Source organism: Pseudoxanthomonas helianthi (genome assembly GCF_017939625.1).
Classification (GTDB): Bacteria; Pseudomonadota; Gammaproteobacteria; order Xanthomonadales; family Xanthomonadaceae; genus Pseudoxanthomonas_A; species Pseudoxanthomonas_A helianthi.
This window is the reverse complement of sequence record NZ_JAGKTC010000002.1, coordinates 258,860-274,311: the sequence shown is the minus strand read 5'-3', so window position 1 is coordinate 274,311 and position 15,452 is coordinate 258,860. Positions and strand designations below refer to the sequence as shown.

The following is a 15,452-nucleotide window of genomic DNA, read 5'->3' as shown; positions in this document are numbered from 1 at the left end:
CCCTCTTCCTAAACGGCCACCGCCGCCAATCCCATCTGGGCCCGATACAGGCTGGCATAACGCCCGCCTCCGCCCAGCAACTCTTCGTGCGTGCCCATTTCGGTGACCTGGCCACGCTCCAACGTGATGATCCGGTTCGCCTGGCGCACGGCGGACAGGCGATGCGCGATGATCAGCACCGTGCGGCCGGCCGTCATCGCCTTCAGGTTGCGCTGGATGATCTCTTCGCTCTCGGCATCCAGCGCCGAAGTGGCTTCGTCGAGGATCAGCACTTTCGGATCGGTGGCCAGTGCACGGGCGATCGCGATTCGCTGCCGCTGGCCGCCGGACAGGTTGCCACCGCGCTCGTCGATGCGCGTGTCGTAGGCTTCGGGCAACTCCAGGATGAATTCGTGCGCCCCGGCCAGCTTGGCGGCTTCGACCACGGCATCCATCGGCATTGCCGGATCAGCCAAGGCGATGTTTTCCCGCACGCTGCGGTTGAACAGCAGGTTCTCTTGCAACACCACGCCGACTTGGCGACGCAGCCAGGCCGGATCGACCATCGACAGGTCGACGCCATCGACCAGCACGCGGCCGCGTTCTGGCGTATGCAGGCGCTGGATCAGTTTGGTCAACGTGGACTTGCCAGACCCCGAAGGCCCGACGATGCCGAGGATCTCGCCCGGCACTACGTTCAGCGTTACATCGCGCAGGACTTCCGCCCGATCCGGCCGGTAGCGGAAGCTGACGTTCTCAAGGGAAATGCGGCCATCGATCTGCGGCAGACTGGCGCGTGAAGGCGAGGAAGCCGGTTCGGTCGGTGCATTGAGGATGTCGCCGAGACGATCGACCGCAATCCGCGCCTGCTGGAAGTCCTGGGCCAGCTGCGCCAGGCGCAGGATCGGACCCGCCACTTGCCCCGCCAGCATGTTGAAGGCCACCAGTTCGCCGACGGTCAGTTTGCCGTTGATCACGAGTTTGGCGCCGAAGAACAACAGCGCGACCGTGGCCAGCTTGTTGATCAGCTGGATTCCCTGAGAGCCCCAGTTGGCCAGCATGCGGGCCTTGAAACTGGACTGTATATAGCCAGCCAGTTGGCGATCCCAGCGATTCTGCATCTGCGGTTCAACCGCCATGGCCTTGAGCGTTTCCACGCCGGTCACCGCTTCGACCAGGAACGATTGGTTCTCCGCGCCACGCATGAACTTCTCGTCCAGCCGTCGACGCAAAGCTGGACCGACCATGGCCACCACCAGCGCATACAGCGGCAGGCTGATCAACACCACCAGCAGCAACGCGGGGCTGTACAGCCACATCACCGCCAGAAACACGACGGCAAAGAACAGGTCGAGAACGACCGTCTGCGCCGACGAAGTCAGGAAGTCGCGAATGGTCTCGAGCTCGCGCACGCGCGCAACGGTGTCTCCCACTCGCCTGGCCTGGAAATAGGCCAACGGCAGATGGGTCAGGTGCGAAAACAGTTTCGATCCAAGCTCCGCATCGACCCGGCTGGTGGTATGCGAGAACAGGTAGGTGCGCAGTCCGCCCATCGCCACTTCGAACAGCGACACCACGCCCAGGCCGATAGCCAGCACTTCCAGTGTGGTCAGACCCTTGTGCACCAGCACCTTGTCGATCACCACCTGGAAGAACAGCGGCGTGATCAATGCGAGGATCTGCAGGAAGAACGAGGTGACCAGCACGTCCCGCAGCATGTGCCGGTACTTGACCAACGCGGGAATGAACCAGGTGACATCGAAGGCGCGCGTCGCGCCGGCGATCTTCTCGCGAGTCGTGACCAGCAACAATTCGCCGGAGAAGGCCTGGGCGAATTCGGCCAGTGGCTGGGCGGTTGGCCGTTCGCCATCGGGATCGAAGACGAGGACGCGATCATCGGTCGCCTGCAGCAGCAGCGTGTACCGGCCGTCGGCCAAGCTAGCGATCGCCGGCAAGGGGTATTCGCGCAAGCGCGTGGTGGAAGCCCTGACAGTCCGCGCCTTGACATCCAGCTTGCGCGCCAGCCTCAGCAAGTCTGGGAAACAGGTCGCCGCGCTTCCGTGTCCCAGCTGGTGGCGCAATTGCTCGGGATCGGCGGGCCGCCCAAGGAAGCCAAGCAGCGCGACAAAGCACCCGAGTGCCTGATCCGCGCGCTCTGGAAGACCTTTTCCCGTGCTTGAATCCATCCCTAGATTCCCCTTATTCCAAGCAGAATCTGACGTTCATCCGGCCACTTGTCAATGGCGGACAGAGAAATTTCATGACGCTTGGAGATGAGACGTATTTAGATAGCTGAATAGGCGACATCCGCGGAGCCCCACGTCACTTCACCTTGACGTGGACCCATGGGCCAACCCCTCACGTTAGCCAGACTCGATCAGGCCAAGACGTCACGAGCGACATGGCTCTTTTAATGGCGTCACTTCTGACTTCGATGAAATTGACCGAATGCGAAGACGAATACTTCATTAGATACACGAATGCATGGCAACATGCCGCGCCAGAACCTCAACGACAGACTCACTGCGAAATGGGCTTGGCCCGTTCGTTGGTTGTGAGCTAGGCATTTGCCGCGTCCCGGCGCATCGGCGAAACTGCCGATGCGACCCCCACGGATTTCCTGATGCATCATGACACCGACCTGATCAACCTCGTCGCGGTGGGCCTGGCCGTCGCCTTCGTGCTCGGCGCGCTCGCCAACAAGCTGCGCCTGTCGCCGCTGGTCGGTTATCTGGTCGCGGGCATCTGCGTCGGTCCTTTCAGTCCCGGCTTCGTCGGCGACCAGGACCTTGCCAACCAGTTGTCGGAACTGGGCGTGATGTTGCTGATGTTCGGCGTGGGCCTGCACTTCTCGCTGGACGACCTGCTGGAAGTGAAGGCGATCGCCATTCCCGGCGCCGTCGCCCAGATCGCGGTGGCGACCGCGCTGGGCTGGCTGCTGGCCTGGGGCATGGGCTGGTCGCCGTTGAACGGTTTCGTGTTCGGCCTCGCCCTGTCGGTGGCCAGCACCGTGGTGCTGCTGCGCGCGATGGAGGAGCGCCGCCTGCTGGAAACGCGGCGCGGCAAGATCGCGGTGGGCTGGCTGATCGTCGAGGACCTGGCGATGGTGCTGGCGCTGGTGCTGCTGCCGGCGCTGGCCGACGCGCTGGGCGGCAATGGCGGAGAAAGCGCAGGCGGCACCGTCGCGACCATCGCCTTCGCGCTGCTGCGCACGCTGGTGCAGGTTGCGCTGTTCGTCGCGGTGATGCTGGTGGTCGGCAAGCGGGTGATCCCGTGGACGCTGGAGAAGATCGCCGCGACCGGCTCGCGCGAGCTGTTCACCCTGTCGGTGCTGGCCATCGCGCTGGGCGTGGCGTTCGGTTCGGCGACGCTGTTCGGCGTGTCGTTCGCGCTGGGCGCGTTCTTCGCCGGCATGCTGCTCAACGAATCGGAGCTCAGCCACAAGGCCGCCAACGATTCGCTGCCGCTGCGCGATGCGTTCGCCGTGCTGTTCTTCGTTTCGGTCGGCATGCTGTTCAACCCGTCGATCATCGTCGAACACCCGTGGCAGGTGCTGGCCACGTTCCTGATCATCGTGCTGGGCAAATCGCTGGCGGCGTTCTTCATCGTGCGCCTGTTCAAGCACCCGACCGGCACCGCGCTGACCATCTCCGCGAGCCTGGCGCAGATCGGCGAGTTCTCCTTCATCCTGGCCGGACTCGGCCTGTCACTGAAGATCCTGCCGCAAGCCGGCCACGACCTGATCCTGGCTGGCGCGTTGCTGTCGATCATCGCCAATCCGTTCCTGTTCGCCCTGCTCGACCGCTGGCAGGCGAAGCAGGCAGTCGAAGCGCCGCAACCGGTCGAACCGGAACTGCCGCCCGGTCCTTCGCTCGACCTGGACGGCCACGCCATCGTGATCGGCTACGGCCGCGTCGGCAGCGCCCTGGCCCACGTGCTGCACGACCGCGGCGTGCCGGTGCTGGTGATCGACGACAACCGCGACCACGTCGCGCGCGCGCATGCCGCCGGCATTCCCGGCATCCGCGGTAGCGCCGCTTCGGACAAGGTGCTGGCGGAAGCGCATCCCGAGCGCGCGAAGATCGCGGTGCTGGCGATCCCGCAACCGCTGGAAGCCGGCGAAGCGCTGGCCAAGCTGCGCGCGATCAACCCCGCACTGACCCTGCTGGCGCGCGCGCACAGCGACGCCGAGGTGAAGCACCTGCTGGAACATGGCGCCGACGCCGCGGTGCTGGCCGAGCGCGAACTGGCGCACTCGCTGGCCGAAATGATCCTCGCCACCCCGCCCTATCGCGGTTCGCGGCACCTGCCGCCGGCTTCGGCCTGACGGCCTTCTCGTTTCGCCATGGTGCGGTGGTAACGTAACGCGCCGCACGACGGCCGGGGGAACGGTCGGCGCGCGCGTTCCGATCACGAATCCAGGGGAAAAACATGAGGAATATGCTGCAAGGCGCGATCGCCGTGGTCGCGCTGGCGTTCTGTCACGCCGCCATCGCGCAGGAGGCCCCGGGCACGCTCGTCGTCGATGTGCAGGCTTTCACCAGCGAAAAGGAGCTGCCCAAGAAGGTCGACAAGCAATTGCGCAACGGCGGCCTGGAATGGGGCGTCAAGGATGGCCAGGTGGTCTTCACCATGGTCGCCAAGCAGTTCATCGATTTCCCGGTCAACCATCTGACCCGCTACGGCCAGTCCGAATCGCTGGCATTGCCGGCCGGCGAATACCGGGTCACCGGCATCGGCTTGGAAATGACCACGGCCTTCAGCGTGCAGAAAATCCTCGATCGCGGCGCGTTCGTGAACGAAGACGCGATGAGCTTCACCATCGAAGCGGGCAAGACCACGACGCTGAGCATCAAGCCGGTGATCTACAAGGATGCGACCTTCGCGGTCAATTTCTGGATGCCCACCTTGATGGCCAGCGCGAAGACGGAAGGCGCGACCGAGGCGACGCCCGAAACGGCCCTGAACCGGCGCGGCACGAGCTCGATCGCCTGGCCCCAGTACAACGGACCCTTGAAGTTCGTCGCCAAGTAATCGGCAGAAGGGCCGCCCGAGGGCGGCCCTTCTGCTTTCCATATCCTGCGTTCGGACACGACGATCAGCCCTTGGCGAACGTCAGCTGCCCGCCTTCGGTACCGACCTTCACCGTGTCGCCGTTGCCGAACTCGCCGGCGAGTATCCTCGACGCCAGCGGGTTCTCCAGCTGCTGCTGGATCGCCCGCTTCAGCGGACGCGCGCCGTACACCGGATCGAAGCCGACGTTGCCGAGCAGGTCGAACGCCTTGTCGTCGAGCTCGAGGCGGATGCCGCGCTCGGCCAGGCGCTTCTCCAGCCCGCGCAACTGGATGCGCGCGATCTGCTTGATCTGGGCCTTGTCGAGCGGGTGGAACACCACGATGTCGTCGAGGCGGTTGATGAACTCCGGGCGGAAGTGCGCCTGCACCACGCCCATCACCGCGGCCTTCATCTGCACGTAGGCTTCGGGCGAATCGTCGCCGCCCATCTCCTGGATCTGGTGCGAGCCGAGGTTCGAGGTCATCACGATCACCGCGTTGCGGAAATCCACCGTGCGGCCCTGGCCGTCGGTCAGGCGGCCGTCGTCCAGCACCTGCAGCAGGATGTTGAACACGTCCGGATGCGCCTTCTCGACTTCGTCGAGCAGGATCACGCTGTACGGACGCCGGCGCACCGCTTCGGTCAGGTAACCGCCTTCCTCGTAGCCGACGTAGCCCGGGGGCGCGCCTATCAGGCGGCTGACCGCGTGTTTCTCCATGAATTCGCTCATGTCGATGCGCACCATCGCGTCGGGCGAATCGAACAGGAATTCGGCCAGGGTCTTGCACAACTCGGTCTTGCCCACGCCGGTGGGGCCGAGGAACAGGAATGAGCCGCTCGGGCGGTTCGGATCCGACAGGCCGGCGCGCGAGCGGCGCACGGCGTCGGACACGACCTTGATCGCTTCCTCCTGGCCGACCACGCGCGTGTGCATGTAGGTTTCCATCTGCAACAGCTTCTCGCGCTCGCCCTCGAGCATCTTGCTGACCGGGATGCCGGTCCAGCGCGATACCACCTCGGCGATTTCCTCGGCGGTCACCTTGTCCTGCAGCAGCTTGAAGCCGGTCTGCTCGGCTTCCTGCGCGGCCTTGAGCTGCTTCTCCAGCTCCGGCAGCGTGCCGTACTGGATCTCGCTCATCTTGGCGAAGTCCTGCTTGCGCTGCGCGGCCTCCAGCTCGAGCCTGGCCGTTTCGATCTGCTCCTTGATCCGGGTCGCGCCCTGCAGCGTGGCCTTCTCGGCCTTCCATACTTCCTCGAGGTCGTTGTACTCGCGCTCGAGCTTGCCGATCTCTTCTTCCAGGTCGGCCAGGCGCTGCTTCGATTCGGCGTCCTTTTCCTTCTTCAGCGCCTCGCGCTGGATCTTCAGCTGGATCAGGCGGCGCTCCTTGCGGTCGAGCTCCTCCGGCTTGGAATCGATCTCCATGCGGATGCGCGAAGCCGCTTCGTCCATCAGGTCGATCGCTTTGTCGGGCAACTGGCGGTCGGCGATGTAGCGGTTGGACAACGTGGCCGCGGCGACGATGGCCGGGTCGGTGATTTCCACGCCATGGTGCACGGCGTATTTTTCCTTCAACCCGCGCAGGATCGCGATGGTGTCCTCCACCGTCGGCTCGCCGACGAACACCTTCTGGAAGCGGCGCTCCAGCGCGGCGTCCTTCTCGATGTACTTGCGGTATTCGTCCAACGTGGTCGCACCGATGCAATGCAACTCGCCGCGGGCCAGCGCCGGCTTCAGCATGTTGCCCGCATCCATCGCGCCTTCGGCCTTGCCCGCGCCGACCATGGTGTGCAGTTCGTCGATGAACAGGATGATCTGGCCTTCGTTCTTGGCCAGGTCGTTGAGCACGCCCTTCAGCCGCTCCTCGAATTCGCCACGGAACTTGGCGCCGGCGATCAGCGCGCCCATATCCAGCGAAAGCAGGCGCTTGCCGCGCAGGCCTTCGGGCACTTCGTTGTTGACGATGCGCTGGGCCAGGCCTTCGACGATCGCGGTCTTGCCGACGCCGGGCTCGCCGATCAGCACCGGGTTGTTCTTGGTCCGGCGCTGCAGCACCTGGATGCAGCGGCGGATTTCCTCGTCGCGGCCGACCACCGGGTCCATCTTGCCCTTCTCGGCGCGCTCGGTCAGGTCGATGGTGTACTTCTCCAGCGCCTGGCGCTGGTCTTCGGCGTTTTCGGACTGCACGCTTTCCCCTCCGCGGACCTTGTCGATGGCCGCTTCGAGTTTCTGCCTGTTCGCACCAGCGGCCTTCAATGCGCGGCCGACATCGCCGCCGTCGTCCAGCGCGGCCAGCACGAACAGTTCGCTGGCGATGAACGCATCGCCGCGCTGCTGGGCCAGCTTGTCGGTGACGTTGAGCAGGCGCGCCAGGTCGTTGCCGACCTGCACGTTGCCGGCCTGGCCGGTGACCTTGGGCAGCTTGTCCAGCGCTTCGCCGAGGCGTTCGCGCAACAGCGGCACGTTGACGCCGGCCTGCGCCAGCAGCGGGCGTGTGCTGCCGCCGGACTGGTCGAGCAGCGCCGCCAGCAGGTGCACCGGCTCGATGAAATTGTGGTCGCGGCCGACCGCCAGCGATTGCGCGTCGGCGATCGCATGCTGGAAGCGCGAGGTGAGCTTGTCCATCCGCATCGGGATTTCCCCTCCAGAGATTGTGGCCGGCCAGCGGCCGGCAATGACGCTGAGATGCGGTTGCGCCGGCGTGGATTCAAGCGCCTGAACGGAAGGAATCCGCGTCGACATGATGCTGACATGGCTCTGTTCACAATGCATGCATGAGCCGGAGCCCCCACGCCCCGCCGCCGCCGCTGGCACACGCTTCCACCGCGTTGTTCCTGGACGTCGATGGCACCCTGCTCGAGTTCGCCGATCGTCCGGAGGCGGTGCGGGTACCCGCCGAATTGCTCCGGGTGCTGGAAGCGCTGCACGCCCGGCTGGGCGGCGCGCTGGCCCTGGTCAGCGGGCGCACGCTGGCGCAGCTGGACGCATTGTTCGCACCGCTGCGGCTGCCGACGGCCGGGTTGCACGGTTTGCAGGTACGCGGCCGCGATGGCGTGCTGTTCGAACACCTGCCGCCGCTGCTGCCGGAAGTGCTGGCCGGCGCGCGCATCCAGGCGGCGCGCTTCCCGGGTGCGCTGGTCGAGGACAAGGGCTCGGCGCTGGCCTTGCACTGGCGCACGGCCGATGCCGGGGCTGGCGCGGAGGACGCGTTCCGCCAGTTCGCCGACATGGCCGTGCTGCAACTGCCCGGCTATCGGTTGCAGCTGGGCAAGGACGTGGTGGAACTGCGTCCGGATGGCGCGCACAAGGGTTCGGCGCTGGAAGCGCTGATGGCCAGCGAGCCGTTCCGCGGACGCCAGCCGGTATTCGTCGGCGACGACGTGACCGACGAAGACGGCTTCCTCAGCGCGATCGCGCTGGGCGGCCATGCGGTGGTGGTCGGCGAGCGCCGCCCCACCGCGGCGACCTACGCGCTGCAGGGCCCGGCGGACACGCTGCGCTGGCTGATGCAGTCGGTGGACGAACCCATGGCGGGGGCGCCATGAGCATGGAGGCCACCGTCGCGCGACCGGCCAGCCTCGACCTGGGCATCGTCGGCAACGGCAGCATCGCGCTGCTGATCGACGCGCATGGCCGCGTGGTCTGGGGTTGCATCCCGGCCTTCGATGGTGATCCCACCTTCTGCGCCTTGCTGTCGCCGCGCCTGCATCCGGGCGGCGATTACGCCGTGGAACTGGAGAACCAGGTTTCCGCGGAACAGGCCTATGTCCCCAACACCGCGATCCTGCGCACGGTGTTGCGCGACGCCGACGGCGGCGCGGTGGAGATCACCGATTTCGCGCCGCGCTGGCACCAGAACGAACGCTTCTACCGCCCGGTGATGCTGATGCGCAAGGTCCGTCCGCTGGCCGGGCTGCCGCGCATCCGGGTGCGCGTGCGCCCGCTGGCCGATTACGGCGCGACGCTGCCGGAAACCACCTGGGGCAGCAACCACATCCGCTACCTGCTGCCCGGCTTCACCCTGCGCCTGACCAGCGACGCGCCGGTGCGCATGCTGCGCGACGAATTGCCGTTCGTCCTCGACCACGACCTGCACCTGGTGCTGGGTCCCGACGAGACCCTGACCCAGCCGGTCGCGGACTTCGTCCGCCACGCCGAAGAAAAGACCACCGCCTACTGGCGCGAATGGGTGCGCTACCTGTCGATCCCGCTGGAATGGCAGCAGGCGGTGATCCGCAGCGCGATCACCCTGAAGCTGTGCCAGTACGAGGAAACCGGCGCGATCGTCGCCGCGATCACCACCTCGATCCCGGAAGCGCCACACACCGCGCGCAACTGGGACTACCGTTACTGCTGGCTGCGCGACGCCGCCTTCGTGGTGCGCGCGCTGAACCGCCTCGGCGCGACCCGCAGCATGGAGGAATACCTGCGCTACGTCGGCAACCTGGCCGCCAACGAGGGCCTGCTGCAGCCCCTGTACGGCATCGGCTTCGAAAGCCGGCTGGCCGAGGACGAAGTCGCCGCGCTGGCCGGGTACCGCGGCATGGGCCCGGTGCGGCGCGGCAACCTGGCCTGGCTGCAGAAGCAGCACGACGTGTACGGCAGCGTGGTGCTGGCCGCGACCCAGCTGTTCTTCGACCAGCGCCTGATCCGCATGGGCGACGAGGCCACGTTCCAGCGCCTGGAGCCGCTGGGCGAACGCGCCTACGCCCTGTACGACCAGCCCGACGCGGGATTGTGGGAATTCCGCGGCCGCACCGAGGTGCATACCTATTCCAGCGTGATGTGCTGGGCCGCATGCGACCGGCTGGCCAAGATCGCCGCGCACCTGGGCCTGGGCGAACGCGCCGCGTTCTGGCGCGGGCGCGCCGACGCGATGCATACGCGCATCACCGACCACGCCTACAACGCCGAGCTCGGCTATTTCGTCGAGGCGCTGGACGGGCATCGGCTGGATGCCTCGTTGCTGCTGCTGGCCGAACTGGGCTTCGTCGCCGGCGACGACCCTCGCTTCGCCCGCACGGTGGACGCCATCGGCGAGCGCCTGCGCCGCGGCGACGCGCTGTTCCGCTATGTCGCGCCGGACGATTTCGGCGCGCCGGAAACCAGCTTCACCGTATGCACGTTCTGGTACATCGACGCACTGGCGATGCTCGGGCGCAAGGACGAGGCGCGCGCATTGTTCGAACGCATCCTCGCGCGGCGCAACCCGCTGGGACTGCTGTCGGAAGACCTGGAGTTCGACCAGGGCGAAGCCTGGGGCAATTTCCCGCAGACCTATTCCCACGTCGGCCTGATCAACGCGGCGATGCGCCTGTCGCGGCCATGGCAGGACGCGGCATGAGCCGCCTGGTGGTCATTTCCAACCGCGTCGCCCGCCCCGGCACCGCCAGCGCCGGCGGACTGGCGGTGGCGCTGCAGGCGGCATTGGAGGAAACCGGCGGCCTGTGGTTCGGCTGGAGCGGGCGCATCGACCCGAACGAATCCGGACGCATCCGCGAAGAACGCGAAGGCCGCATCCACTACGTCACCGTCGACCTGTCGCGGCGCGACCACGACGATTACTACAACGGCTTCGCCAACCGCACGCTGTGGCCGCTGCTGCACTTCCGCGTCGACCTGGTCGACTACAGCCGCGAGACCTGGGCCGGCTATCGCCGGGTCAACACGCTGTTCGCCGACGAAGTCGCGCCGCTGCTGCGCGAGGACGACACGATCTGGGTGCACGACTACCACCTGATCCCGATGGCCGAGCTGTTGCGCGAACGCGGCGTGGACGCGCGGATCGGTTTCTTCCTGCACGTGCCGATGCCTTCGTCCGACCTGCTGGCGGCGCTGCCGCAGCACGTGAAGCTGTTCGAAGGCCTGTCGTCCTACGACCTGATCGGCTTCCAGACCGAACGCGACCTCGAGCGCTTCCAGGACTACACCCGCCTGTTCGGCCGCGGCCGCGTCGTCTCCCACGGCGTGCTGCAGACCGCCAGCGGCCGCAGGCTGCGCGCGGGCGCGTTCCCGATCAGCATCGACACCGCGCATATCGCCGAACAGGCGCGCGCTGCGGTGGCCAAACCCGGGGTCAGGCGCTTGCAGGCGAGCCTGTCGGGACGCGCGCTGGCCATCGGCGTCGACCGCCTGGATTATTCGAAAGGTTTGCCCGAACGCTTCCGCGCTTTCGAACGCTTCCTCCAGCGCCATCCGGACCTGCGCAACAAGCTGACCTACCTGCAGATCGCGCCGGTATCGCGCGGCGAGGTGCTCGAGTACCAGCACCTGCGCAACGAGCTGGAACAACTGGCCGGCCACATCAACGGCGACCAGGCCGAACCCGACTGGACCCCGGTGCGCTACGTCAACCGCAACCACCCGCACGCGACCCTGACCGGTTTCTACCGGATGGCGCGGGTCGGCCTGGTGACGCCCCTGCGCGACGGCATGAACCTGGTCGCGAAGGAATACGTCGCCGCGCAGGACCCCGCCGATCCGGGCGTGCTGGTGCTGTCGATCTTCGCCGGCGCCGCGCGCGAACTGGACGGCGCACTGATGGTCAACCCTTACGACCTCGACGGCGTGGCCGACGCCATCGCCGCGGCGATGGCGATGCCGCTGGAGGAACGGCAAGACCGCTGGGAAACGATGATGCGGCACCTGCGCACCCACGACATCACCGCATGGCGGCGCAGCTTCCTCGACGCCTTGCGCGAAGGCGTCGATGGCATGGATGCGGCGGCTTAGACGCCTGCGCGCGATGGATTCTCCAACGAAAGCGTGCGCGAGCACACGACGGAGCCGCGTCATATCCGGATTCAGCATCGTCGCCTCCGCGTATAGGGCCACTGCGACCATGGTCGCTACCATCGGATGGATAGGCCAAACCATGCGGCGCAGGTGCGCCAAAAAAATCCGGAGTGATCGATGTTCGATGCGGTGGTGAGCGAGTTGTCGGAACGCTACGGACTGGGCGATCGAAGTCGGGAGTTGTTCGGCCTGCTGATCGGGTACATCTTCAACGACCGGCGCGGCGGTTTCGGCGGCTTCGTGGAAGGGTTTCGCGAACAGGGCCACGGCGACCTGGTCGCGGCGTGGTTCGGCAACCCTGCCAGCACCTTGCCCTTGAACGCAGGCGATGTCGGCACCGTCTTCGGCCAGGGTCTGCTCAACGACTGGAGCATCCGCCTGGGCACCAGTCGGGCCACCCTCGCCGCCGCCATCGCCGGCGTCCTGCCGCGCCTAGTGGCCGAACTCACGCCGGGCGGACGCCTGCCGGCGGGCGCCGGAACGGTCGTCCCTGGCAAACGACTACCGGCGAACGACCCATGGACCAAGCCTGCCGCCGAATTGCATCGCCTCGAGCCTGTCTTCGCAACACCGCAAGAGCCTCCGGCGCCGCTTGGGGCACCGCCCGCCACGACAAGGATGGCGATGCCGAACCGCGCGGACGCCATGGCTGCGGCCTTCGCCGCGCCGGCGGGCTCCACACTGGCCGATTCCACGCGTGGTCCGGCCTTCAATCCGCATTTCCGCAGGCAGCCGCTGCGCAGGCGCGGCGGTTGGGGCTGGCTGCTGTGGCTGCTGGTCGTCGCCCTGATCGCCGGCGGCGTTTGGTACGCGTGGTCGCTGGGTTTGCTCGATCCCTATCTGAGGCAGTTAGGCCTGCAATAGCGAACGGCGTGATGTCACCCGCTATCGCAGACAGGTCGGGCCGACAGGATGGATCAAGCGGAGGTTCCGGGCTTTTGCAGCGACAGCAGGCCGAGCAACACCGCCAGCGCGGCATAGGCCGCGGCGAACTGGAAGGCGATGGCTTGGCGCAGGCCTTCGAGATTCCACGGCAGGTAGATACCACCGCGCGGATCGACCGAATGAATCACCCCGAACAGGGTCAGCGCCGCGGCCAGCAACAGGATGCCCGCCGCGGCACGCGTGCGCGTTTCGATCAGCGCGACCAGCGCGGCGGCCCACAGCATCGCGGTGATGATGAAGCCGTTGCCCAGCGTGGTGATCGCGGCCAGGTCGGAGAAGCCGTGCGGATCGCTGGTGGAGAACAGGCTGGCGAAGTGGTCCGGCGCGATCCAGCCGGGATTGCCCAGCTTGATGTTCAACAGATAGGCGATCGAAGGCAGGAACGCCAGCGCCACCGCCGGCGCATGGCGGCGCGGGCTTTCGTGGAAGGCCTGGGTGGTGATGTCCAGGCCGACGTAGACGATGATTGGCGCCAGCACCGCCACCGGCAGCCACTGCACCAGCCCGGCGACGATGCCGAGCATGCCGCCGATGCCGACGAACAAGCCGGTCAGCAGGGTGTAGCCGCTGCGCGCGCCCATGTGCTTGTACGCCGGCTGGCCGATGTACGGCGTGGTCTGCGCGACGCCGCCGCACAGGCCGGCGACCAGCGTGGCCAGCGCTTCGACCAGCAGCACGTCGCGGGTGCGGTAATCGTCGCCGGAGGCACGCGCGCTTTCGCTGACGTTGATGCCGCCGACCACCATCAGCAGGCCGAAGGGCAACAGCAGCGGCAGGTATGGCACGGTGTGCGGCAGGCCTTCGACGAAGCCCAGGCTCGGCCACGGCAGCTGCACCGACAGCGGCAACGGATCGGGCAGCTGGAAGCCAGGTGCGCCCAGGCCCGACAGGCCAAGCCCGTAATACAACGCGGTACCGATCAGGAAGGCGACCAGCACGCCGGGCAGTTTCACCGGCAGCCGGCCTTTCGCCACCAGCACGTACAGCAGCAGGCCGAAGGTGACCACGCCGACCACCGGATTGCGCAGGGTTTCGATCAGCGGCAAGAAGCCGAGCAGGGTCAGCGCCGCACCGCCGATCGAACCCAGCAGCGCGGCGCGCGGCAGCACGCGGGTGATCCAGTCGCCGGCGAACGACAACGCCAGCTTGAACGCGCCCATCACCACCAGCGACGCCATGCCGAGCTGCCAGGTGGCGATGGCCGCGGCATTCGGATCCAGCCCTTGCTGCTTGAAGCCGATGAACGCCGGACCCAGCACCAGCAGCGCCATGCCGATGCTGGTCGGCGCATCCAGGCCCAGCGGCATCGCGGTGACGTCGTCGCGTCCGGTCTTCGCCGCCAGGCGCCGGGCCATCCACGTGTAGGCCAGGTTGCCGAGCAACACGCCGAGCGCGGTGCCGGGGAACATCCGCGCGAACACCACCTCCGCCGGGAACTGGAAGATGCCGACCAGCGCCGCGGCGATGAAACCGAGGATCGACAGGTTGTCGACCACCAGGCCGAAGAAACCGTTGAGGTCGGCAGGAACGAACCAGCGCGGGCGGTGGATCGAGGGGGAAGGTCCGGATGCGCTCATGGATGCTCTGGGGCGCTCATAGCGCCAGGTGCAGGAACTGGTTGAAATCGCTGGCGACATAGTCGCCGAACGCGGGGCCCGGCTCGAACCCGTGCGCCCGGTACAGGGCCAGGGCCGGTTCGAAGGCCGCGCCGCTGCCCGTCTCCAGGCTCAGCCGCGACATGCCGCGCGCGCGGGCGACGCCGAGGATATGGCGGAGGATCGCCACGGCCACGCCCTGGCGCAGGAAATCCGGATGCGTGCGCATCGATTTCAGCTCGCCATTGCCGTCGGCCAGCGCACGCAAGGCGCCGATGCCGGCGATGCGGCCGTCGCGCCACGCGCTCCATACGTCCACGTCCGCGCCTTGCAGGCCGGACAAGTCCAGCGCGAACACGCTGCCGGGCGGCGAGTTGGCATGCATCTGCCGCAGGTGCAGGGCCAGCAGTTCGCGCGTGGCCGCGCCGGACAGATCGTCGGGACGAATTTCGAAGGCCATCGCGAGCATCGACGGGTGCGGATTCGCCGAGTATGCGGTCAGAACGACACTTCCACCCGCTGTTGCGCCCACAGCACCGATTGGTGGCCGGTCGCCTGCTTCCACGCCAGCCGGATCGCTTCGATGTCGGCGCGCCGCTGCGGCGTGTCCTCGTGCAGGATGACCAGCACCTTGGTGCCGAGCCGGTTCGGCTCCTTCGCGCCGCGGAACAGCCACTGGCCGTAGGCGTCGAACACGGTCAGGCCATCGGGAAAACGCGGCGTCACTTCCTTGTCGAGGAAGGCGCGCCACTGCGCTTCGCCGATCTTTTCCGTCTGCGGGCGATCGGCCGGGCCACTCTCCTCGCCCACGCCGAAATACAGCTCGCTACGCACCCATCCCTGCGCCTGCGCCGGCCGCGCGGCGTCGCCCTGCAGGGAGGCGGTGGTGGCCGGCACGACGGCCCCGGTCGTGCTGCACGCGGCGAGGACCAGGACCAGGGACAACCACCACGCTTGGCGCAGACGCATCGGGACACTCCAGGAAAAAGGACACGCTCGGCGTTCGCTCGGCCGTTGCGAAATGACGCATCGGCATGAGCAGGTCGGCCACCGTCATGAGCGGGGACATTGTGCCCGCCGCTCCG

The 15,452-nt window shown here is 67.0% G+C and carries 11 protein-coding genes; 6 read left to right on the top strand and 5 right to left on the bottom strand.

Annotated features, from left to right (window positions below; all coding sequences use genetic code 11):
• Window positions 1–8: 8 nt before the first annotated feature.
• A complete protein-coding gene (locus tag J5837_RS08920) occupies window positions 9–2,099 on the bottom strand; it encodes a type I secretion system permease/ATPase (protein WP_244755895.1) in 2,091 nt (696 codons plus the stop codon).
• A 503-nt stretch (window positions 2,100–2,602) separates the two neighbouring features.
• Here J5837_RS08920 and ybaL point away from each other — a divergent pair.
• Both ybaL and J5837_RS08910 read left to right on the top strand, forming a co-directional pair.
• Window positions 2,603–4,306: a YbaL family putative K(+) efflux transporter gene (ybaL, locus tag J5837_RS08915; protein ID WP_210536421.1), complete on the top strand. Its 1,704-nt coding sequence runs from the start codon at window positions 2,603–2,605 to the stop codon at window positions 4,304–4,306.
• Between the two features lie 104 nt (window positions 4,307–4,410).
• Window positions 4,411–5,013, top strand: a complete 603-nt coding sequence (locus tag J5837_RS08910; RefSeq protein WP_210536420.1) for a hypothetical protein — start codon at window positions 4,411–4,413, stop codon at window positions 5,011–5,013.
• A gap of 64 nt (window positions 5,014–5,077) precedes the next feature.
• On the opposite strand, the gene clpB is transcribed toward J5837_RS08910, so the two are convergent.
• A complete protein-coding gene (gene clpB / locus J5837_RS08905) occupies window positions 5,078–7,663 on the bottom strand; it encodes an ATP-dependent chaperone ClpB (RefSeq protein ID WP_210536419.1) in 2,586 nt (861 codons plus the stop codon).
• A 143-nt stretch (window positions 7,664–7,806) separates the two neighbouring features.
• Between clpB and otsB the strand changes: the two genes are divergently transcribed.
• From otsB to J5837_RS08885, 4 genes are all read left to right on the top strand, one after another.
• Entirely contained in the window at window positions 7,807–8,577 is a 771-nt protein-coding gene (otsB, locus tag J5837_RS08900) for a trehalose-phosphatase (RefSeq protein ID WP_210536418.1), read from the top strand.
• A gap of 2 nt (window positions 8,578–8,579) precedes the next feature.
• A complete protein-coding gene (locus tag J5837_RS08895; protein WP_210536993.1) occupies window positions 8,580–10,376 on the top strand; it encodes a glycoside hydrolase family 15 protein in 1,797 nt (598 codons plus the stop codon).
• Complete coding sequence (gene otsA, locus J5837_RS08890; RefSeq protein WP_210536417.1) at window positions 10,373–11,764, top strand: alpha,alpha-trehalose-phosphate synthase (UDP-forming); 1,392 nt, start codon at window positions 10,373–10,375, stop codon at window positions 11,762–11,764. Before J5837_RS08895 ends, otsA begins: the two co-directional genes overlap by 4 nt.
• 180 nt (window positions 11,765–11,944) lie before the next feature.
• Window positions 11,945–12,691 carry a YidB family protein gene (locus J5837_RS08885; RefSeq protein ID WP_210536416.1) on the top strand — a complete coding sequence of 249 codons (747 nt, stop codon included), beginning with the start codon at window positions 11,945–11,947 and terminating at the stop codon, window positions 12,689–12,691.
• A 53-nt stretch (window positions 12,692–12,744) separates the two neighbouring features.
• On the opposite strand, the gene J5837_RS08880 is transcribed toward J5837_RS08885, so the two are convergent.
• The 3 genes from J5837_RS08880 to J5837_RS08870 are packed head-to-tail and all read right to left on the bottom strand — an operon-like array spanning window position 12,745 to window position 15,336.
• Window positions 12,745–14,349, bottom strand: coding sequence for a SulP family inorganic anion transporter (locus J5837_RS08880; RefSeq protein WP_210536415.1), 1,605 nt, complete (start codon window positions 14,347–14,349; stop codon window positions 12,745–12,747).
• 16 nt (window positions 14,350–14,365) lie between these two features.
• Complete coding sequence (locus J5837_RS08875) at window positions 14,366–14,827, bottom strand: GNAT family N-acetyltransferase (protein ID WP_244755852.1); 462 nt, start codon at window positions 14,825–14,827, stop codon at window positions 14,366–14,368.
• 38 nt (window positions 14,828–14,865) lie between these two features.
• Window positions 14,866–15,336, bottom strand: coding sequence for a DUF3574 domain-containing protein (locus tag J5837_RS08870; protein ID WP_210536413.1), 471 nt, complete (start codon window positions 15,334–15,336; stop codon window positions 14,866–14,868).
• Between the last annotated feature and the right edge of the window lie 116 nt (window positions 15,337–15,452).